This window comes from Nioella sp. MMSF_3534 (genome assembly GCF_030732985.1).
GTDB lineage: Bacteria > Pseudomonadota > Alphaproteobacteria > Rhodobacterales > Rhodobacteraceae > Nioella.
The window spans coordinates 26252-45654 of the sequence record NZ_JASHJX010000024.1; the positions used below are offsets into that span (position 1 = coordinate 26252).

The window sequence follows — 19403 nt, forward strand, 5'->3', positions numbered from 1 at the left end:
CTCAGCCCGCGGCCCCGCTTCTGGTGCGGGCCGCGGGCCCTTCATCCTGCGGGCGACGGTATTCCACCAGCTTTTCCCAGCTGTTCGGATCGAGCAACGCCCACGCCCCGGCATCGACCGTGTAGCCGTAAGTAACTGCGGTCTCGGAGGGCAGAAGGAACTTCACCCGGGCGCCATCGGTTTCCAGATGGCCCCGGTATTCGCGTGTCCAGAGCGTGCCGTTTGCGGAATCCAGAACCCAGATGCCGGTGGTGCGTTCGCCGTCGGACCAGCGTTGCAGGTAGGTCCCGTCCTCGCGGAACAGCCATTCGTCCCCGTGATCCCGGTCGTGCCACGCCCCGATGGGGGCATCGCTGTCCCCGCCGATCCGGTCGAACCGGGTCCGGCCCCAGATCATCGCGGCGCCATCGGCGGCCACGGTCAGGGGCTGCGCGGGATCGGCAATGTGATAATTGCCATCCTGATCGATTTCATAGGTCGTCTGCTCACCCGGAATGATCCAGATGCCGGGAAGTTCGGGGTCGATTGCCGCGTGGCTCATTATCCTGGCCTTATGACGGTGCCGTTAACCAATATGATGCACCGTTTACCTTACCTTGGCAACAAAACCTGTCCTTTTAGACAAGTCTTAGGTCAGAAGGTGACAAACAATAGGCTTTGCCGAACCCGCCATTGAGGTGGGCGGCGGTCACGCGAAGACGGAGCATCAGGAAATCACTGAAGTCGTAGTAGAGCGTCGCCTTGGGGTGTTGCGACAGGTAGAGCGGTTTGAGGTCGTTCTTGTCTGCGGGCTCGGCCCGGCATTGCAGCGTCAGGCGCGGATGGATCAGCGGATCGCCCCGCTGCCCCGGCTCGCCAACCAGCAGGGAACAGTTATTGTTGAGAAAAAGGGCCCGGCTATGCAGGGACAGTTCGGAAATCAGGGTCACCGGCGTGCCATCGCCATCGGTGCCGACGGAGACGCGGGTAACCATCGGGCTTTGCGTGTCGGGGCAGATCACCCCGAGCGAACCGAACCGCGCCCTACGCAGCAGGTCCTGACCGACGGCGCGCGCCTCGTCATCGGTTTCACGCAGCATCCGCTTGGGTTTCGACATGTTGGGGGCCCCTCCTGCAAGGGGAATACCACCGGCGCGGTTCTGAATAAACATGGCCATAAGTTCAGAAGTGATGCCAGAATCCCAGTTCCAAGCCGAGCTGTAAATCCTCCCCCTGAATTGCTCTAATCCCAAGCTCTACAGATGTTCCGCCACGGATCTGGTAGACGAAGGAGGGGTTCAGCGCATAGGTGACGTCAAGCCCGGCCCATTCCTCGGCCACCAGCTGAAGCATGAAGCGGGAGCGTTCCGAGAGAGTCAGGCCGAAGGTGGCCTCGACCTTCCAGCGATCCTCCTGCCGGATCAAGTCACGGACCGCATGGGCGTCCAGCGCAATCCATCCCCCCTGAAGATCCATCGGCATCCAGTCGGGCGGTGTGATCCCGTAGCCGTATCCGAGGGACAACCCAAGCCGGGCAAACGTGCTGTTGTCCTGACCATCAGCGCTGCGCTGACCGGCGCCAAAGTCCAGGGCGACCTGAAGCCGGGCGTCTGGTTGGGTCAGCGTGTAGCGCAAAAGGCCCATGGACTCGCGGGAATGCTGCCCGCGTCCGATCTCGGCACTGAATGTCAATCGGCGGCCGAGGCCGTATTCAAGATAGGCGGAATCATGGCGGCTCATCGCATCGACGCCGTCCGCCAATGCCTCGATGCTGGAATGGAGGTTGCTGGAAAAGGACAGGAAGACCTCGCCGCGTGGTCGGGCCCATGCCCCTGCCTGTACCGCAGACGTAAGGCACGAGAAGAGCAGGGTTAGGATGACCACGGGGCGCATAAGAGAAGCCTCGCGCAATCTGGTTAATGTATCCCTAACGCGCCCCAATCGGGTTCTCTGCGCTATGCGGTCAAAGGATGAGGGCCATGGCCAAACCGGCAGGGTTTCGGATAGTGACGGGCGCGGCACATGAAGGCGGGACAAACCGGTGACAGACAATCGCATGAAACTGGTGCTGGTGACGCCTGAGATCCCCGGCAATACCGGCACCATCGGGCGCACCTGCGTGGCGCTGGATCTGGAGCTGATCCTGATCCGGCCTTACGGGTTTTCCATCGACGACAAGGCTGTGCGCCGCGCCGGGCTGGATTACTGGAAACATGTGAGGCTGAGCGAATATGACAGCTGGCAGGCGTTCATGGATGACCGCGCCCCGCCGCGCGAAAAGCTGTTCTTCTTCGAGGAGCACGGCGCTGGCAGCGTTTACGAGCCGGACTATCCCGACGACGCCTATCTGATCTTCGGGCGCGAAACCAAGGGGCTGCAACCGGAGATCCTGCAAGGCATGGAGGATCGCATTTTCCACCTGCCGATGCGCAGCCCGCATATCCGGTCACTCAACCTCGCCAATGCGGCGACAGCGGTGGTCTATCAGGCGTTGCGCGGGCAATTCACCCGTTAAGAAACGATTAACCCCTGTGGCGGGCTGCCCTGAAGCAGCCAGACCTTTCCCCGAAACAGCCGCAAAGAACCACAATCCGATCAAGGCCTTGCCCCATCGCTGCGCCACGCTGGGCGGGTAGTGACCTAGAACGGGTATGAGTAAATGGTTTCGAAGCGTTCCGACGGGTTCGCTGCGCGCGAAAGCGGGGCAGCAACCTTTGATTGGGTGATTCTGGCTGTGGGCGTGTTTGGCCTCGGGCTGGCGGTCTACTCGGTCTTCACCGCCGATCTGGATGAGCGGCCACCGGCCCCGCAAACGGCAATCGAGCGATCCGCGCCCGAGACCGCGCCGCTCTATCCCTATTTCGACGAGGTCTGGCGGCGGGATCAGGCCGCCTACTACGCCGAAGCGGGGGATGACGTGCTGCTGGCGGCCTATGCGGCGCAGTATGCCGTGGCCCTTGGCGAGGTGAATGCGCGGATCGGGGCTGATTTCCTGATGATCGTCGAAGAAGAGATGTCGCGGCGTGGCCTTCCCGTGCCCGATGGCAACCTGCGTGCCGCCGAGATCCGGGCCCGGTTCATGGACGCGGCGTCCCCGCCATGAAAACAGCGTGATTCCTTCATGACCGCGCCCAACCGTGCGGTTAGGAAGGTCTGGACTACCCTGGGGGGTAGCTCTGCCCCGGGGGTCGTGTCGCAAGGCGCGGCCCCTTTTTCCTGCCCATGGCCCGGTGATTGACCCCGATCAAGGCCTAGGCGCGGAAAGGCGCGCTTGTTAGGCTGGTGTCACAGGAGGATCTCCCATGCCGACCATCACCAAGGGCGCCGCCCTACAGACCGTCATCACCACCTTCGAGACCACGCCGGGCACCTGCCAGGATCTGCTGGATGCGCTGACCTCGGCCTATTCGGAGTTCATCTCTCACCAGCCCGGTTTCATCGCGGCGGGGCTGCATGTGAATGACGCGCAGACGCGCGTGGCCAACTATTCCCAGTGGACGCGGCGAGAGGATTTTCAGGCGATGCTGCGCAGCGACGAGATGCGCAAGAGGAACCGCGCCATCAACGAGCTGTGCAAAAGCTTCGAGCCGGTGATGTATGACGTGGCGGAGAGCTTCAATTGAGCGAGGACGACGACGCGCTCAGCACCGAATTGCGGCAGTTGCGCGAAGAAGTGGCGGTGATCAACCGGCACCGGTTGTTCACCTCGCAGAGCACGGTGGGGCGGATGCTGGCGCTGAGTTTCGGACGCGGGCTGGCCTTCGGGCTTGGGTCGGTCATCGGGGCATCGTTTCTGGTGTCGGCGGTGGTCTATTCGCTGAGCCAGGTGGATTTCATCCCGGTGATCGGCGAATGGGCGGCCCGGATCGCCGATGAGATCACCGCCGGACGCTGAGCCGGGGCTTGCGCCCGGGCGGGTGCGCGCGTAGCCTCATATTCAAATCATTGCATTTGAAATGGAGATCGCCCATGCGCCCCGGTTTGCTTCCCGCCCTGATCATCGGATTGACCCTTTCCGCCCCGGTACTGGCACAGGATGCCGTGGGGATCACCCCGGATGTGATGTCCGTCACGGTGGAAACCGCATCCGGCCCGCGCGAGATATCCCGTATTCAGGACACGGATCACGTGATCGAGGATGAGTGGGGCCGCACCTCTCGCCCCTGTCCGAATTTCTGCATCCAGCCGATGATTCCGGCGCCCGGCGTCAGCCCGATTGGCGAACTGGAGCTGCTGGAGGCATTGCAGAACCCCGGCATGACCGTGGTCGACAGCCGCACGCCGGATTGGTTCCAGGCGGGCACCATCCCCGGCGCGGTCAACATGCCCTACACTGAGATGGTGGATCGGCTTGGGGAACTGGGCTGCGAAATCGACTTCGATGGCTGGGATTGCGAGGGTGCGCGCGACGTGGCGCTGTTTTGTAACGGGCCGTGGTGCGGGCAGTCGCCGACCGCCATCCGCCGCATGATCGAGGCAGGCTACCCGGCCGAGCGCATCCACTATTACCGCCCCGGCATGCAGGGCTGGCGGATGTTGGGGCTGACGGTCGCGGGTGGCTGAATCCGACGGAAATCGTCAGGATGCCCGTTGTTTCGGGCGGGTTTGTTCCTATCTGAAAGGGGACATCAACCCGCCGGAGGAGACCCGCGCCCATGCAATGCCCGATTGACGGAACCGCCCTTGTGATCACCGAACGCAGCGGGGTCGAGATCGACTATTGCCCCACATGCCGGGGGGTCTGGCTGGATCGGGGCGAGTTGGACAAGATCATCGAGCGCAGCGCGCTGGTCGACAACCGTGAAGGCCATTGGCGTGAGGCCCCGGCGCGTGGCAGCCGCAGCGACCGCGACCGCGACCGCGACCGCGACCGCGACCGCGACCGCGACCGCGACAGTGGCGATCGGCGCAAGAAGAAGGACGGCATCGGGTCGTTCCTGGGCGATATCTTCGACTTCTGATGAAACGGGCGGCAGACAGCCGCCCTTTTCTTTGCCACACTTCCGGCAAACCACACGGGAGGTGACATGACCGATCTGCCTATCGTCGGCGCGCAGCTGAGCGTGCTCGACCTCGACAAACACCGCGATTGGCTGTTCGAGAAGAACCGAGACCTGGAACTGCCGGAGTTCTGCCTCGCCGATATTCTGGCCAACGCGCAGCCATTCATCGACATGGCCAAGGCCAAGCTGGATGGCTGGACCGGGCGGCTTGGTATTCACGGGCCGTTTGCCGGATTCGAGCTGGACGTGAAGGACCGCGATATCCGCGCCGTGGTGCAAAAGCGGCTGGATCAGGCGCTGGATGTCTGCGCGGCGCTGGATGCCCGGCAGATGGTCATTCACTCGCCCTATGACGGGTGGGATGCCTGCAATGTGGACAACGGGCCGAAGGATCGGGAACGCCGGGTCGCCGCCGTGCTGGACACGCTGAAACCGTCCATTGCACGGGCCGAGGATCTGGGCGTCGAGATGGTGATGGAGAACATCAAGGACACCGACCCGCGCGACCGGGCGGCGGTGATCGCGGCGGCGGACACGCCCGCGCTGCGCCTCTCGGTCGATACCGGACACGCCCACTGGGCGCATTGGGTTTGCGGTGCGCCACCGGCGGATCGGTATATTTCGGCGGCGGGGGACCACCTCGGCCATGTCCATTTGCAGGATACCGACGGCTATGCCGACCGCCACTGGCCCATCGGGCGTGGCAATATCGTGTGGGAGGCGGTGTTTCAGGCGCTGCGCAACATCAAATCCGCGCCACATCTGATCGTCGAGATCAACGATTTCGACCGGGTGGAGGAAAGCGTCGCGCATCTGGAGACGCTCGGGCTGGCGCAATAGGCGGCATGGTCCGCGCCCCGACCGGTGCGCGGGCCCAAGGACTTACTCGAAACTCACCAGCAGGATCTCGATATCGCCGGGATCGGCATTCGGGCACATCTGGCGACCGTTATTGGTGATCGCGACGGATTCCGAGCGACCTCCAGAGAGCATCGCAGTCGCATCGGTCGCGGTTTCATTGCCGCGCAGGGTGACGCAGACGCGCGCGGCGTTGCCATCTAGGATCACGGCCCAGGTGGACCGGTCCGGCCCGACCCGTGCAAGGCGGCGGTTGTCAGTGCTGATCGTGCCACCGCTGGCATTGAGCTGAGTGATTGCGATTCGCAGGTTTCGCGGATGGCTCGGGTTGGAAAATGTGGCGATGAACTGGTCTGCCAGCGCGGCGGGGGCCGACAGAAGAAGGGCAAGGGCGGCAAGTTTGATGCGCATGATAACCTCGTCAATTAACTCGTGTGCAGGCCCGGCGGCAGGTCCGGGCCCGATGGAATCGACCGGCATGGGGCCGAGTCGTTACAGAAATACTAACGCAAGCTCCTTATATTTGTGACTGTCAATTCAGATAGACCGATAGGGCCGCCATACCGGCCAGCGGGGTCAGGGCCATAGCCATGCCCAGATGCTGGTGGGCGCGGGAATGCGCAAGCGCAAGTGCGGGCACAAGCAGAGCCGACAGCGCCAAGCCAGCCACCAGGGCCATCCAAAGCGGCAAAGGCTGTCCGGCCATCACGATGGCGAAGCGATGCGAGACCAGAACCGCCACGGCCAGCAAAACAGCCTGCAGGGCAGAGAGCGCATAGATGATCCGGCGCATCATCTGGCCGTAGCAGGGCAGGGGGGCGGGGGGATTGGCTTGCATGGTCATGGCTCGGTCAGTCCGTCAGGGTGCAGAGGATGATTTCACGGGTGTCGCAGCTGGTATCGAGGCAGGTGATGCTGTCCACGGTCAGCGGATCGGCAGGATACTGGCCCGCGCGAAACACGGCGCTGTGACAGGCGGGGGTGTCCTGGGCCAGCGCGGCGGGCAGGTGGAGGCTTGCGGGGGCGGGGGCATCCAGAACCGGGCCGTCGGTATGGGCGATGGCGGGGCCGGTCAGGCCCAGATTGAGGGCGGTGCAGAAAAGGCTGGCGATCCGGCGCATGGTTGGCTTCCCTTGGTTCCTGACCATGGGTCGCGGCACCGGGCGCGGCGGTTCAATTTTCGTTTAGACCGAGGGGCTGGTGGTGCAGGCACGAAAGATCTGCACCTCGGGCGCGGCCCCGGTCAGGTCGATCCGCGCAAGGCCCTGTCCGGCGAAGGCGATGGCGGTCCGATTGAATTCCAGCCCGTCGAGCACGTTGCCGAAGCCGCTGTCGGTAACCGTCAGGCTGTGGCCCGTCTCGTCCCGCTCGTGCCGGGTTGTGGTAATGATGTTGGGGCGGGACCCGTCGAACTGCAGGCCGAAGACGGGCGCGTCGGGCCATGGCGCGGGCGTGGTCACGGTGATGGAATAGAGTGGCCCGTCAGGGTCATAGGTGAGCCGGACATCGGCGGCGGGACCGGAATGGCGGAGCGTACAGATCGCCCCCTCGCTGCCCGCCTGCCAGGCATGGGCGGGAGAGGTGAGAAGAGCGAGGAGGATCAGGGCACGCATGGCGGGATGGTAGCAGGGTTCGCGGGCGGCGGGAACGGCCCCTTCGGACAGGCGGGTTGCCTGCCTCGGTCCGTCGGGAACGCCCGGCGTCCGGGGCCTGTTTCCCACGCTGCGATCCGCCGCGGCCCCGGCTTCCTTTTCGCCGCAAGGTTGCGAAGGCTGCGATGGCAAGGCCCGGTTGCCCCCGGATTTCCGGGCTAGCCCGGCCCTCTGGCCTCTGCTAGGTCGAGGCCGAACCATGACCGGACACCGATCGGGAGGGCCTGTTTTGCCGCCACAGGATCACGCAAGATCCAGCCTCGAACTGCTGGAGCCGATCTTTTCCGTCGATCTGATGGCGACCGTGATCGGCGGCATGGCCAAGACCGGCACCACCCTGCCGCTGACCCTGCTGGACGGCCACCCCGATCTGGTGACCTTCCCGGAGGAGCTGCGCTTTTTCCACATGAAGGCCGACAGGCGGGATGCAGCCCGCGCGGCCCGCAAGTTCCTGGACAATGAAAACACCCGGCGGCTGGCCAGCGGCAAGACCGATTACAGCCTGACCGACTATACCGCGCATGGCGGCACCGGATTTGGCAGCATGGATTATTCCATGTTCGACTGGGACCTGTTCGAACGGCTGATCGTCGATGGGTTTGCCGCCCATTCGGTGCCGTTGTCCCGGTTTCGGGTCGTGATCGGCGCCTATCTGCTGGCCATGGGCCGGGCGATCCCGGAGGGGCGGCTCCACTTCGTCTGCAAGGCCCCGCATAATGAACGGTTCGCGCGAAAATGGCGCCGGATGCTTGGCCCGCGGGGGCGGTTCATCCAGTGCACCCGTGACCCGATGGAACATTACCTGTCGCTTCTGAATGTCGCCCGGATGTATGACCACAGGCCGCAATCCGCGGGGGCCTTCGCGCGCACTGTCCGCAAGCGGCTGCGCCTGTGGGCGATTTACCCGGCGGATCAGTTGTTCGTTCTGGATTATGACAGGTTGACGGCGGATACCGAGGCGGTGATGCAGCAGTTGGCGGAGTTCATCGGCGTCCCCTTTCATGCGTCTATGCTGGAGCCGACGAAGAACGGCCAGCCGTGGCTTGGAAACTCCTCGCGCGGGGTTGTGAAAGACCGCGTGTTCCGCAACAGCGCTATCGCGCGGGACCAGTTGTCGGCAGAGGATCAGCGCTGCATCGAACGCAGGCTGCACCGGTTCATGGCGCGCATGGGATATGCCCTGTCCGCCCCGGTCGGCCCGATGGAAGAGGCCCGCGATGCCCTTCGCTGGTTCGGGGAATTCCTGCGCAACAGGCGGGCCCGATAGGCAAGAGGGCCTGCTCGCGCGGCTCTGGGAGGATCGGCTCTGTTGCCGAGAAGGCGGGGCCGGGCGGGCGACCCAGTTCAAGGGCCTCTCCCGCGCCCCTTGCCGCGACCGCACCGGGCTGTAGCTGGACCTGAAGGGCGCGCCTTGCGATTGGCAGACCGGCAGCGGCTTTGCGGGCGGGTCGCCGGAGGCGCGGGGAAGGGCTTTCGAAAGGGGCCTATATACTTAGCTAGCCAGCACGAGGATTCTTGAAAAGGTAACACTGACGTGCTACCTCACGTGTGCAGCCCTTGCTTGGTGAACGGCCCCTGGGCCTCCTCGTGATAGCCAAGATCGCCGATATGGCGGGCTGCTCACCTTAATAGTACTTAGTCGTGCCTTTCTTCCACAGATCGTACTCATATGTGATCTGATGCTTAATCAGGTCGTAAGACCGAGTGTCGCCGCGCTCCCATTTCCTCTGTATGGCCCATGCGCAGTAGTCAGCAACCTGGAGGCATGGGTCACACTGGGATGGCCTGAAATCTACCGCCCAGTTCGCTCTGACGGTCTGCGACATCACATCGTCTAGCTCCTTGCAGAATGTCATCCGCTCTTTCTTCGTGCCGATGGATGCCGCTGTAACAAGAAGATCATCACCGCTGCTTAGGTGCGGGGCAATGGCGTGCTTGAACTGGTAGAACCATGGGTACTTGTAAAATCGCGATTTGCTGGTTGTGATTTTCGGCTGCGCTTTGGCCTTTTCACATATTGTAGCTTGTATCCTTACGTCATGCCCCATGATCACATCGAATACCTGATCTCGGACTTCCTGCTTGTCTGTGGTGGCGTGGAAATAATCTGAGACAGGTTCCTTGCCCCATACCATCTTGCGCCGCAATTTAACCAAGTCCGCAGCGACACTCAGATCGGATAAAGTGACGGTGCAGATGATAAAGTAGTCGGATATGTTCGGGCCGCGCTTAAACGTGAAGCATCCGGCCTCATCCGCAAAAAGGTATTTCTTTGCCAAAACAGTCGAATCCCTCTCAGCCCTGCGGCGGCTTCAAGTACATCACATACTGCATCGGCTTTTTTCCATAGTGTTGGGCAACGCGCTGGCGCAATTCGTGAATGTCGTCACAAGTCTTTGCCATACCAATGACCTCCCAACAACGCGACACAAGCTGCCTTACACCAATATTCTCGGTCAGTTGGCGGTGCCAGTGAATGCCCGGTGGTGGTTTGTTTTCTTTCAAGTACTCTGCAACGTCTGGATCAAGAGTGTCATATATCATTTCGATGACCAATTTGCCCCACCATTTTGGCCGAGATTGAAGGGGGGTTTCCCAGCCAGTCAGGCGACCAAATTCTTCCCAAAGCTCGTCGGGGAATGTCTTTTCCCAATCCCGCAACTCATCGGCGATGAAGGCCCTGAGTTTGACCTGCAGGGCGTCTTCTGCGCGTTCGTATTGGTAGCCGGTGGCTTCGTCTATAAGGGCATCTAAACCCGTTCTGGTAAGGCCTGCGGTGAGAACTGCGCACTTGATAGCGATCTCCCTTTGGCGATCCGTTAAATTGGCGCCCTCGTACAATGCCTGCACGTAACCGCGAACAATCATCTCAAAATGTTCCGTGGTCATTCCCCGACCAGTAAACTGCGTCCCAGGTATCGAAAATTCCCTAAGTTCGGCCAGGATTAAGTCGTTGTTAATATATGGTTTTAGGCTTGAAACCCCCGTGAATTTGGCCAGGTCACCGCTGTCGGCATTTGCTATTGATTTGACCGCACTACGAAGCGCCAACACACGGTCTTCGGTATTAAGAACGTACACATCCAGTTCATCACCGCCGAGGTCTATCTTCCCTCTCCACTTTGCGAACGGCAAATCGTGTCGAGGTATCGTTACCTCAGATGGGGAAATTACCGCATCGGCAACCTCGTCAAAGGTCGCGTCGATAGGGTGGACTGTGTCTTTCTTGTCAGCCATTGATCAGTCCTTTGTAGGTCAGGCGTTTTTCGGCCATGCGCTCGATAGTCATTCCGATGAAGTCCATGGTGCCCACGTGGGCGGTGTTGTGGCGGAACTGGTATTCCTTCACATAGCGATGCAGGTGCTTCACGCTCATGTAGTGATAGATGCCGACGTAGCCGCGCTTCAGGAGCGACCAGAAGCTTTCGATGCCGTTGGTGTGCGCCATGTCTTTGATGTACTCGCCAGCCGAATGATTGACGCGGATATGCTCAAAGCCGTGGCGTTCAAGCCCGATGTAGCCACCATTCCAATCGGTGACAACGGTCGCGCCGGGTTCAGCGTGTTCTTGAATGAAGCCCTGTAGCGTAACTGCCTTGGTGTCCTGAATTACTTTGGCGCGAACCTCTCCACTCTCAGACCGCGCGCCTACAACCGCAGTTTTGCCAGCCGTACCACGGCCAGCCTTGAGTTTCTTGCTGGCGTGGCGGTTCTTCTCCTTGCCACCGACATAGGTTTCATCAACCTGCATCTGACCATCCATGTGGTCGTCACGATCCTTGAGCCAAGTTTCGCGGATGCGCTGTGCAAGAAACCATGCGGTTTTCTGGGTTACACCCAATTCGCGGGCCATCTGAGTGCTGGGGATGCCCTTGCGGGCGCTGGTGAGCATGTAGATCGCCAGAAGCCATTTCTGCAGGGGAAGGCGGCTTTCTGCAAGAACGGTGCCCGTGCGGACGCTGAAATGCTTCCGACAGTCCTTGCAGCGGTAGGGCATGGGCTTGTGGTCTTTGCACTCAACCGCGTTGGCCGAACCGCAATGACCGCAAACAGGCTCTTCGCCCCAACGCTTGCCCTCGAAGAACTTGCGGGCGGCTTCCTCATTCGGGAACTTCTGGAAGAACTCGAAAGTGGAAATGGTTTCAGGCTTGTCTTTGGTCATGGGCTTCGCTCCTTGCAAAACCCTTGTAGCTTAACTAGCCACGTGGCGCAAGTGCTTTTTGGCTAGTTAAGTATATAGACCCCTTTCGAAAGCCCTTTTTACGCGGTTTCGAAACCGCGTCGCCACCGCCCTTGAAACGCGTCATGCAGGTTCGCTTCCGTTCGCGAGGCTTCACGAGAGGGACGAGGCGTTCGCCCGCGCCAAGTCCTGCGACGGGCTGAAGGGGAGCGAATATGCGGGCAGTTCGCTGGCGTGGGGCACCGGAGACCGCTTCAGGGTTCGGAGGAGAGCCGCGCGCGGAATTTCTTTGCTGTCGTCAGGCCGGCCTCTTGCAAGGCATCGTAAAGCTTGTCTGAAAACAGGATGAGGTCTCTCTGATGACCCTTCTCCCGCCATAGATTTGCGCCGTCATCAGCGTCTGGTCCAACGGTGATGCGTTTGGCGTCGAAGTCTACGAGAAACATCTCATGGCCCTTGTAGGTCTTGGTGACTCCGCTCTTGCTCGTGAATGTTTGATCTTTTGTGACGATGTGCTTGATCGCCGACTCCGAATCGATCATTTCCTTCTTGAGCGTGGTGATATTCATCGCGTACCACGCGCCGTCGGGTGCGGTTCCATCCCGGAACTGGACATCGATGGAAAAGAACTGGTGAAGCCCTGGGTCGAGCTCTTCGATGATCTGGCGGGCGGCATCTGACACAACCCATTTCCCGCTACTGGCCATAAACATGTCGGGAAGCTCGCGTTTTTCTTCGATGCGAAATTGTCGTGGCATTTCTTCTTCGGAAAGTGGCCGGGAACCTTCGCCGAGAACAATGGAAACTTTGTTATATCTTAACCAATCCGGATGAGGCTTCCTTGCCTCAAAAAAACCACCGGCAATCAACACATTATCGTTCACGGAACGATTAAAAACCCAAGTCACTTGTTACCTCTCCGACTCCACGTTTCGAGGGTCTCGCCACCAAACTGTCGCTGGCCCTACCGATCCTTTTCATGCGCGTAGCGCAGTTTGGCGATTTCTTCGTTCTTGGCGATCTTGTTTTGCAGGTCCAGCGCGTCTTCGACAAAGGTCAGGTGGATGTTCACCGCCTCTCGCGCGGCGTCGGGGTCGCGGGCCTGGATGGCGTCGTTGATGGCGCGGTGGTGTTCCAGCAGGATATCGCGGGTGTTGCGCTGTTTGAACATGACCTGCCGGTTGTAGAACACGCCCTCTTTCAGCAGGTCGAACATAGACCGCATCATGTGCAGCATGATCACGTTATGGCTGGCCTCGATGATGGCGAGGTGGAACTGCGCATCCAATTCGGCCTCGTCGGACGGGTTCCGCTTGCTGTGGGCCTGTTCCATCTTATGAAAGATCGTGTCGATGACCTTGAGATCGGTATCGGTGCCCGCCTCGGCGGCGCGGGCGGCGGCGACACCCTCCAGGTCGCGGCGGAAGCCGATATAGTCCAGAACCGCCTGATCATGGGACGCGAAGAGGCGGATCAGGGCGGGGGAGAAGGCGCTGCCCAGAACATCGGCCACATAGATGCCAGCCCCGGCACGGGTCGCCAGCAGGCCACGGTCCTGCAATTCGGCAATCGCCTCGCGCAGACTGGGGCGCGACACGCCGAGCCGTTCCGACAGTTCCCGCTCGGATGGCAGGCGTTCACCGGGGCGCAGGATACCCCGCAGGATCAGCTGCTCGATCTGGCGAACAACGGATTGCGACAGCTTCTCTGCGTCGATGCGCTGGAATGGCATGGTGGACCTCCCTCTGATTGGTCAGGTTAAATGACCAGATCGAGGGAAGTCCAGAAAAAGCGTCTGCTTAGCTGGTCGGGCGGATGATGATCTCGACCCGGCGGTTCTGCTGACGGCCCTCGGGTGTCAGGTTCGTCGCCACCGGTTCGTTCTCGCCCCGGCCAAAGCTGCGCACGCGGGCCGGATCGACGCCCTGTTCCAGAAGCACCCCGGCCACGGCGCTGGCGCGGCGGGCCGAAAGATCCTGGTTGTATTCGGCGGACCCGGTGTTGTCGGTATGGCCGATCACGTCCACGGTCGAGGCGGGGTATTGCTGCAGGTTGCGGGCCATGGCGCGCAGGTCGGCCTGAAGGCCCGCCCGGATCGCGGCGCTGTCGGTGTCAAAGAGGATACCATCGGGCATGGTGACCATCAGGTGATCGCCCCGGTTGTCGATGACGATGTTCTCATTGGCCATCGAGGCGCGCAGATCGGCGGCCTGCTGATCCAGCGAATAGCCGATTGCCCCGCCGAGAGCCGCCCCCGCCGCAGCGCCGAGCACGGCATTGCGGCCCCGGTTGTCATCATCCGCCGCCGCCCCGAGAAAGGCCCCCAGCATCCCGCCGATGATGGCCCCGTCACGGGTGCGGTTCTGGTTCGGGTCCTGAAGATAGGCCGGTTCACAGGCGGCTAGGCCCATGGCCGATACAAGGCTGAGAGTGAGAATGCGGAAGGGGGTGTTCATATGGCTGCCTTTCCCAATAGGTCGGACCCGGTCTGATGCGGGGTTTCGGCAAGACTATAGCAGCGGTTTTTCGCCGTGGCAGCGCTAAACTGCCGTGTGGCGGAAACCCGCGCACATCTGGCGGTTCGATCTGGCTGGATACGAATGATGGAATCGGCAGTCGCCAGTTGCATTCGCTCAGGGTGGCCCTAACGTGGGAGTCGTCAGACGGGGAACCTCCATGACCGATTTTCTGCTTCTCGCCTTCATCTTCCTTGTGGCCGGTGTCGTCGCCGTTCCCATTGCGTCGCGGCTCGGGCTTGGGTCGGTTCTGGGCTACCTGATTGCGGGGATCGTCATCAGCCCGGTTCTGGCGCTGCTGCATGTGGATGTGATCTCGATCCAGCATTTCGCGGAATTCGGCGTGGTGATGATGCTGTTCCTCGTCGGGCTGGAGCTGGAGCCGAAGAACCTCTGGTCCATGCGCGCGCAGCTTCTGGGGCTTGGTGGCGGGCAGGTCGGGCTGACGACGGTCGCGGTGATGGCCGTGGCATTGGCCTTCGGGCAACCCTGGTCGGTGGCGCTGGCAATCGGGCTGGTCTTCGCGCTGTCCTCCACCGCGATCGTTCTGCAAACGCTGAACGAAAAGGGGCTGATGCGGTCCGATGGCGGGCAATCCTCTTTCGCGGTGCTGCTGACGCAGGATATCGCGGTGATCCCCATGCTGGCGTTCATCCCGCTGCTGGCGATGCCAGAGCTGGTCGAGGCGCTGAGCCACGGGGCCGGACACGGGGCAGAAGACGGCCACGGTCCGGGCCTCAGCCTTGTTGACGGGCTTTCGGGCTGGCAGACGGCGCTTGTGACCCTTGGGGCGATCGGGGCGGTGGTGGTGGGCGGCAACTACCTGACCACGCCGATTTTCCGCTTCATCTCGGTCGCCAATCTGCGGGAGCTGTTCACGGCAACCGCCCTGATGATGGTGATCGGCATCGCGCTGCTGATGTCGCTGGTCGGGCTGTCACCGGCGCTTGGCACCTTCCTTGCGGGCGTTGTTCTGGCCAATTCGCCTTACCGGCACGAGCTGGAAAGCGATATCGACCCGTTCCGGGGCCTGCTGCTTGGCCTCTTCTTCATGACCGTGGGGGCGGGGATCAATTTTGCTCTGCTGGCGGAGAACCTCGGCACCACGGTCGCCCTGACACTCGGGCTGATGGCGTTGAAAGTGGCTGTGCTGCTGGTTTTGGCCTATCTTTTCAAGCTGCGGGGTGCGGACAAATGGCTCTTCGCGCTCGGGCTGGCGCAGGCGGGGGAGTTCGGCTTTGTCCTGCTGTCCTTCACCGTGGCCAATGCGGTCATTCCCGGACCGCTGGCCGATCAGCTGCTGCTGGTGGTGGCGCTGTCGATGCTGCTGACCCCGGCGCTTTTCATCCTTTACGACAAGGTGATCCGTCCCCGTTTTACCCATGAAGCCGAACGGGACGCGGACGAGATGCCCGAAGGCTCCAACGTCATCATCGCGGGCGCGGGCCGGATCGGCGGGCTTGTGGACCGGATCGCGCGGGCGGCGGGCTATCAGACGACGGTGATCGACTATTCGTCCCGCAGGCTCGACATCATGGCCCGCTTTGGCGCGCGGATTTTCTATGGCGATGCGACCCGGCCCGACCTGCTGCACGCGGCGGGGATCGCCGAGGCCAGGGTGCTGGTGGTGGCCATTGATGACCGCGAGGGGATCACCCAGATCGTCCACCATGTCACCTCGACCTATCCCAATGTCCATGTGATTGCGCGGGCGACCGACCGCGACCATGTCTATGACCTCTGGCAGCATGGCTGCCGCGATATCATCCGCGAAACCTATGACAGCAGCCTGCGCATGGGCCGCTCGATGATCGAAGCCTTCGGGACCGACCGAGAGCGGTCCGAAGCGATGATTGCGGCGTTCAACGCCCAGGACCGCGAGGCGATGATCCGTGTCGCTGACGTCCACCGGCTGGACGTGCCCCCGCATGAAAACGAGGAATATATCGCGCGGGTGGCCGAATTCCGGGAGGAATTCGAACAGGCGCTGAGCGCCGAGATGGCCCGGATCAGGGAGGGCGGATAGCACAAGGGGTTTCGTTTTGAGCAGTTCGCGCTATGGTTGTGCCCGGGAGGATGCCATATGCTCAACTTCGACACGGAGACAGCCAAGGTGCTCGAAACCGCCTATCAGGGGGCTGACGTCACCAAACGGCGAAGGGCCATCTTCGACGATCTCGCGCCGATTGGCGGGGATCACGTGCTCGATCTGGGTTGTGGAAATGGGCTGCTGACGCAGGAACTGGCGCGGGCCGTCGGTCCAGAGGGGCATGTGACAGGTCTGGACCCGAGCGAAGACATGCGCGCCCTTGCGCTCAGCCGCTGTTCCGATCACCAGAACGTCACCTTCCGGGATGGCGCAGCGGAAAGCCTGCCGTTTGCGGACGCAAGCTTTGACAAGGCCGTGTCGGTTCAGGTCTTCGAATATCTCAGCGATCTGCCCGGCGTATCTGCCGAGCTGCTTCGCGTGCTGCGCCCCGGCGGGCGGCTGGTGGTTGGCGATGCGCATTGGGATATGCTGGCGTGGTACAGCGACCAGCCCGAACGCATGGCACGGATGCAGGAGATCTGGGATCGTCATCTGGCGGATCGGATCGTTCCGTCGCGGCTGCCCGCCATCCTGGCCGATGTGGGATACAATGTGGACACGGTGCGGCCCATCACCTTTGCGGATACCACCCTGCGCCCGGACGGGCTGGCGAACATGATGATCATCCTGATGACGAATTATGCGATCCAGACAGAGCCCGGCGCCGAAGACATGGCCAAAGCCTGGGCCGAGGAGCAGCGAAGGCTGGCCGCCGAGGGGCGGTTCTTCTTTGCAATGACCTATTTCTCGATCGCTGCGCGCAAGCCCGACGCCTAGGCGCTTTCGCGGGCGTCCTCTTCCGCCGCTTCCCAGGCCAGCATGGCGCGTTTCACCGGCAGGCCCCAGTGATAGCCGCCAAGTCCGCCCGATTTGCGCAGCGCGCGATGGCAGGGGATCAGCCAGCTGATCGGGTTGCGCCCCACGGCGGTGCCCACGGCGCGCACGGCCTTGGGGTTGCCCACGGCGCCCGCGATCTCGGAATAGGTGGTGACATGGCCCGAGGGGATACGCAGCAGAGCCTCCCACACCTTGATCTGGAAGGGCGCGCCGATGAGGTAGAGCCGCGCCTCGCCCCCCGCCGCGCCAAAGGCCGCATCGGCCCAGGGTTTCAGCGCCATAGGGTCCTCGGTGAACCGGGCGTTTGGCCAGCGGGACAGCATGTCCTCCATGGCGGCCTCCGCCCCTGTTTCGGCAGCGAAGGCGATGCCGCAGATGCCCTTGTCGGTGCCCATGATCAGGGCCGGGCCGAAGGGGCTTTCGTACCAGCCCCAGTGGATCTCCAGCCCCTCGCCGCCACGCGCATAGTCACCGGGGCTCATCGCCTCCCATGTCACGAAAAGGTCATGCAACCGGCCAGACCCGGACAGCCCAACCTCGTCCGCCGTGGCGAGCGTGGTGAACCGGTCGCGCAGCAGATGCCTTGCGTGATCGAGCGTCAGGTATTGCTGATAGCGCTTGGGGCTGACGCCGACCCACCTCGAAAACACCCGTTGCAGATGGGCGGGGCTCATCCCGAGGCCCTTGGCCAGCTCCTCCAGCGAGGGGCCGGGCGCCGGGGCCGCGTCGATCACGTCGAGCGCGCGGCGGATAACGTTGAAATGGTAGGCACTGTCGTCGGGTGGGGTCATCTGGGTCATCTCCTGTCCCCAGATGTACTGCGCCCCTTACATCCCCGCGACCCGTTTCTTGCGCATCTTTCTGCGCCTGCCCCGGCCTCTCCTGCTTTGATGCGCGACAGAGGGGATGGGACTTGCTAGCATCGCTCAGTTTCACATTTCCAGGACGCAGATATGCTCGACGAATTTTTCGGTTCGCCCGCTCAACAGGGGCTTCAACGGCGTGCTGCCGCGATGTGGGCGCTGCTTGGTGATGATCCCGCCTATTGCTGCCATGGCCGGGCCGTCGGCGTGACCGATCCGTCACCGGACTCTCTTGCACAACAGATCTCGCTGGCGCGTCTCCAAGGCGTTTCGTCCTGCGAAGGTGTGTCAGAGCAAGACGTTGCCGCGCGCCGCGACGCGCTGCAGGCTGCGGGGCTCTCGCTCGACGAATATGTCAGTTGGGCAGGCGGGGACGAGGCGGTGCGGGCCGCGCGCGAGGTGCTGGCCAGCCGGTCCCTGCCTGCGGGCCTGTCCATCGGGCAGGTCGATGCTGATACCCCTGCCGAGGTCATGCAGCAACTGGACCGGGTTACCGCCTCCTGCGAGGTGCTGCTTCCCATGGGGCAATTCATGCGTGGGATCGCCCGCCCGGCTGTTTGCGTCTATGCGCAGACGGATGATGGCGAGGTGGTGGCCACATCCGCTGCCGTGGCGCAGTTCCACCCGGATAGCCCCAGGGGCAAAGAGTTCTGGTGGGGGATGCTGGCGACGGATGATCGTTGTCGCGGTCAGGGGCTTGCGCTGGTGCTCGGGGCGGAATCGATGCTGAGAATGGTGGACGGGCACGGGATGACCGGCTTCTTTACCGGGATAAGGGAAGGGAATGCCCTGTCCGAAAGACTCTGTACCAAGCTTGGGCTTGAGGCCACGGACAGGACCATCATCATTTCCATTGCCCCCGAGGTCTTCGCGGCGGGCAGTGTCACGAAGTGAAAATGTGGTATTTCAGCAGGAGGAACCCAATCATGACCCAGCCCCGCGTGGCCGCCTTTTGTGCCCAGATTCTTCTGGCGTGCTCTGCCATACCGGCCTCTGCCTGCGTGATCCCCTTGCCGGACTGTTCTCTGGACGACGGCGGTATCGCCTTTCTCAACGGATACAATGCCGGGGCCGTCCATTTTACCGAGCAACGCGTCGTTGACGGGCAGACCGAGGCCAGATCTGTCCTTGTCGAATGCACCAGCCGACAGGGGATCGCCATTGACGAACCCTATAGCTGGGAAGGCCCGTACTACGATGCCTATGACCGGATGATCGACGCATTGTATTCCGAACAGGCGGTCACGCTGCGCGACCTCGCCCGCGAGATCCGCGCGCTCGGGATCGACGTGGACCGGATCACCCTGCCCGCGGGCCATTGCGGCTGCGACCTGCCCGATATGCCGCCGCCGGAGTTCCAGTGCCCTGAGTTCTGAGGGTGATGGACCAATTCTCCGAGCTGGCCATGGTGAGCATGCCATGCAAG

27 protein-coding genes and 1 pseudogene are annotated in these 19403 nt (G+C 62.1%); 13 read left to right on the plus strand and 15 right to left on the minus strand.

Going from position 1 to position 19403, the window contains the following annotated elements; translation table 11 throughout:
- Nucleotide 1: 1 nt before the first annotated feature.
- The 3 genes from RBB16_RS11515 to RBB16_RS11525 all read right to left on the minus strand — a co-directional run bounded on the left by RBB16_RS11515 (nucleotide 2) and on the right by RBB16_RS11525 (nucleotide 1872).
- The gene (locus RBB16_RS11515) at nucleotides 2-541 is read right to left on the minus strand and encodes a hypothetical protein (RefSeq protein WP_071689012.1); all 540 of its coding nucleotides are present in this window, start codon (nucleotides 539-541) and stop codon (nucleotides 2-4) included.
- A gap of 76 nt (nucleotides 542-617) precedes the next feature.
- The gene (locus RBB16_RS11520; protein ID WP_306046311.1) at nucleotides 618-1097 is read right to left on the minus strand and encodes a pyridoxamine 5-phosphate oxidase; all 480 of its coding nucleotides are present in this window, start codon (nucleotides 1095-1097) and stop codon (nucleotides 618-620) included.
- A gap of 64 nt (nucleotides 1098-1161) precedes the next feature.
- The gene (locus tag RBB16_RS11525) at nucleotides 1162-1872 is read right to left on the minus strand and encodes a hypothetical protein (RefSeq protein WP_306046312.1); all 711 of its coding nucleotides are present in this window, start codon (nucleotides 1870-1872) and stop codon (nucleotides 1162-1164) included.
- 148 nt (nucleotides 1873-2020) lie between these two features.
- On the opposite strand from RBB16_RS11525, the gene RBB16_RS11530 reads away from it, so the two are divergent.
- The 7 genes from RBB16_RS11530 to RBB16_RS11560 all read left to right on the plus strand — a co-directional run bounded on the left by RBB16_RS11530 (nucleotide 2021) and on the right by RBB16_RS11560 (nucleotide 5822).
- The gene (locus RBB16_RS11530) at nucleotides 2021-2494 is read left to right on the plus strand and encodes a tRNA (cytidine(34)-2'-O)-methyltransferase (protein WP_306046313.1); all 474 of its coding nucleotides are present in this window, start codon (nucleotides 2021-2023) and stop codon (nucleotides 2492-2494) included.
- Nucleotides 2495-2638: 144 nt separating this feature from the next.
- Nucleotides 2639-3082: a hypothetical protein gene (locus RBB16_RS11535; protein ID WP_306046314.1), complete on the plus strand. Its 444-nt coding sequence runs from the start codon at nucleotides 2639-2641 to the stop codon at nucleotides 3080-3082.
- 199 nt (nucleotides 3083-3281) lie between these two features.
- Entirely contained in the window at nucleotides 3282-3602 is a 321-nt protein-coding gene (locus RBB16_RS11540; protein WP_071689007.1) for an antibiotic biosynthesis monooxygenase, read from the plus strand.
- Entirely contained in the window at nucleotides 3599-3874 is a 276-nt protein-coding gene (locus RBB16_RS11545; protein WP_306046315.1) for a DUF5665 domain-containing protein, read from the plus strand. Before RBB16_RS11540 ends, RBB16_RS11545 begins: the two co-directional genes overlap by 4 nt.
- Nucleotides 3875-3948: 74 nt before the next feature.
- Nucleotides 3949-4542, plus strand: a complete 594-nt coding sequence (locus RBB16_RS11550; RefSeq protein ID WP_306046316.1) for a rhodanese-like domain-containing protein — start codon at nucleotides 3949-3951, stop codon at nucleotides 4540-4542.
- 92 nt (nucleotides 4543-4634) lie between these two features.
- Complete coding sequence (locus RBB16_RS11555; protein ID WP_306046317.1) at nucleotides 4635-4940, plus strand: zf-TFIIB domain-containing protein; 306 nt, start codon at nucleotides 4635-4637, stop codon at nucleotides 4938-4940.
- 66 nt (nucleotides 4941-5006) lie between these two features.
- Entirely contained in the window at nucleotides 5007-5822 is an 816-nt protein-coding gene (locus RBB16_RS11560; protein ID WP_306046318.1) for a sugar phosphate isomerase/epimerase family protein, read from the plus strand.
- A gap of 42 nt (nucleotides 5823-5864) precedes the next feature.
- On the opposite strand, the gene RBB16_RS11565 is transcribed toward RBB16_RS11560, so the two are convergent.
- The 4 genes from RBB16_RS11565 to RBB16_RS11580 form a co-directional block, all read right to left on the minus strand.
- The gene (locus tag RBB16_RS11565) at nucleotides 5865-6251 is read right to left on the minus strand and encodes a hypothetical protein (protein WP_306046319.1); all 387 of its coding nucleotides are present in this window, start codon (nucleotides 6249-6251) and stop codon (nucleotides 5865-5867) included.
- A 121-nt stretch (nucleotides 6252-6372) separates the two neighbouring features.
- Nucleotides 6373-6684 carry a hypothetical protein gene (locus RBB16_RS11570; RefSeq protein WP_306046320.1) on the minus strand — a complete coding sequence of 104 codons (312 nt, stop codon included), beginning with the start codon at nucleotides 6682-6684 and terminating at the stop codon, nucleotides 6373-6375.
- Nucleotides 6685-6691: 7 nt separating this feature from the next.
- Nucleotides 6692-6961 carry a hypothetical protein gene (locus tag RBB16_RS11575; protein ID WP_306046321.1) on the minus strand — a complete coding sequence of 90 codons (270 nt, stop codon included), beginning with the start codon at nucleotides 6959-6961 and terminating at the stop codon, nucleotides 6692-6694.
- Nucleotides 6962-7024: 63 nt separating this feature from the next.
- Nucleotides 7025-7561, minus strand: coding sequence for a hypothetical protein (locus RBB16_RS11580; RefSeq protein WP_306046322.1), 537 nt, complete (start codon nucleotides 7559-7561; stop codon nucleotides 7025-7027).
- A gap of 160 nt (nucleotides 7562-7721) precedes the next feature.
- Between RBB16_RS11580 and RBB16_RS11585 the strand changes: the two genes are divergently transcribed.
- Nucleotides 7722-8759 (plus strand): sulfotransferase, encoded by a 1038-nt coding sequence (locus RBB16_RS11585; RefSeq protein ID WP_306046323.1) that lies wholly within the window; start codon nucleotides 7722-7724, stop codon nucleotides 8757-8759.
- Nucleotides 8760-9117: 358 nt separating this feature from the next.
- Here RBB16_RS11585 and RBB16_RS11590 read toward each other — a convergent pair whose 3' ends face one another.
- The 5 genes from RBB16_RS11590 to RBB16_RS11610 all read right to left on the minus strand — a co-directional run bounded on the left by RBB16_RS11590 (nucleotide 9118) and on the right by RBB16_RS11610 (nucleotide 13149).
- A complete protein-coding gene (locus tag RBB16_RS11590; RefSeq protein WP_306046324.1) occupies nucleotides 9118-9771 on the minus strand; it encodes a DUF3800 domain-containing protein in 654 nt (217 codons plus the stop codon).
- A gap of 16 nt (nucleotides 9772-9787) precedes the next feature.
- Nucleotides 9788-10729, minus strand: a complete 942-nt coding sequence (locus RBB16_RS11595; protein WP_306046325.1) for a P63C domain-containing protein — start codon at nucleotides 10727-10729, stop codon at nucleotides 9788-9790.
- A complete protein-coding gene (locus RBB16_RS11600; RefSeq protein ID WP_306046326.1) occupies nucleotides 10722-11654 on the minus strand; it encodes an IS1595 family transposase in 933 nt (310 codons plus the stop codon). The genes RBB16_RS11595 and RBB16_RS11600 overlap by 8 nt, the downstream gene beginning before the upstream one ends.
- Nucleotides 11655-11926: 272 nt before the next feature.
- Entirely contained in the window at nucleotides 11927-12580 is a 654-nt protein-coding gene (locus RBB16_RS11605; RefSeq protein ID WP_306046327.1) for an imm11 family protein, read from the minus strand.
- 56 nt (nucleotides 12581-12636) lie between these two features.
- The gene (locus RBB16_RS11610; protein WP_371931241.1) at nucleotides 12637-13149 is read right to left on the minus strand and encodes an FCD domain-containing protein; all 513 of its coding nucleotides are present in this window, start codon (nucleotides 13147-13149) and stop codon (nucleotides 12637-12639) included.
- Here RBB16_RS11610 and RBB16_RS20685 point away from each other — a divergent pair.
- Nucleotides 13145-13189 (plus strand): LPKTxAVK-anchored surface protein, encoded by a 45-nt coding sequence (locus RBB16_RS20685; protein WP_227434910.1) that lies wholly within the window; start codon nucleotides 13145-13147, stop codon nucleotides 13187-13189. The genes RBB16_RS11610 and RBB16_RS20685 overlap by 5 nt on opposite strands.
- A 5-nt stretch (nucleotides 13190-13194) precedes the next feature.
- On the opposite strand, the pseudogene RBB16_RS20690 reads toward RBB16_RS20685, so the two are convergent.
- Together RBB16_RS20690 and RBB16_RS11615 are read right to left on the minus strand one after the other, a co-directional pair.
- Nucleotides 13195-13404, minus strand: a pseudogene (locus RBB16_RS20690) (FadR/GntR family transcriptional regulator); the annotation flags it as partial.
- A 67-nt stretch (nucleotides 13405-13471) separates the two neighbouring features.
- Nucleotides 13472-14128, minus strand: a complete 657-nt coding sequence (locus tag RBB16_RS11615) for an OmpA family protein (protein ID WP_306046329.1) — start codon at nucleotides 14126-14128, stop codon at nucleotides 13472-13474.
- A 220-nt stretch (nucleotides 14129-14348) separates the two neighbouring features.
- Between RBB16_RS11615 and RBB16_RS11620 the strand changes: the two genes are divergently transcribed.
- Nucleotides 14349-16214, plus strand: a complete 1866-nt coding sequence (locus RBB16_RS11620; protein WP_306046330.1) for a cation:proton antiporter — start codon at nucleotides 14349-14351, stop codon at nucleotides 16212-16214.
- Between the two features lie 57 nt (nucleotides 16215-16271).
- Nucleotides 16272-17054: a methyltransferase domain-containing protein gene (locus tag RBB16_RS11625; RefSeq protein WP_306046331.1), complete on the plus strand. Its 783-nt coding sequence runs from the start codon at nucleotides 16272-16274 to the stop codon at nucleotides 17052-17054.
- Here RBB16_RS11625 and RBB16_RS11630 read toward each other — a convergent pair.
- Nucleotides 17051-17905, minus strand: a complete 855-nt coding sequence (locus tag RBB16_RS11630) for a bifunctional helix-turn-helix domain-containing protein/methylated-DNA--[protein]-cysteine S-methyltransferase (RefSeq protein WP_306046332.1) — start codon at nucleotides 17903-17905, stop codon at nucleotides 17051-17053. The two genes, RBB16_RS11625 and RBB16_RS11630, sit on opposite strands and share 4 nt — an antisense overlap.
- Nucleotides 17906-18067: 162 nt before the next feature.
- Here RBB16_RS11630 and RBB16_RS11635 point away from each other — a divergent pair, with 162 nt between their 5' ends.
- Both RBB16_RS11635 and RBB16_RS11640 read left to right on the plus strand, forming a co-directional pair.
- A complete protein-coding gene (locus RBB16_RS11635) occupies nucleotides 18068-18871 on the plus strand; it encodes a hypothetical protein (RefSeq protein WP_306046333.1) in 804 nt (267 codons plus the stop codon).
- 32 nt (nucleotides 18872-18903) lie between these two features.
- Nucleotides 18904-19353 (plus strand): hypothetical protein, encoded by a 450-nt coding sequence (locus RBB16_RS11640; RefSeq protein WP_306046334.1) that lies wholly within the window; start codon nucleotides 18904-18906, stop codon nucleotides 19351-19353.
- Nucleotides 19354-19403 lie beyond the last annotated feature (50 nt).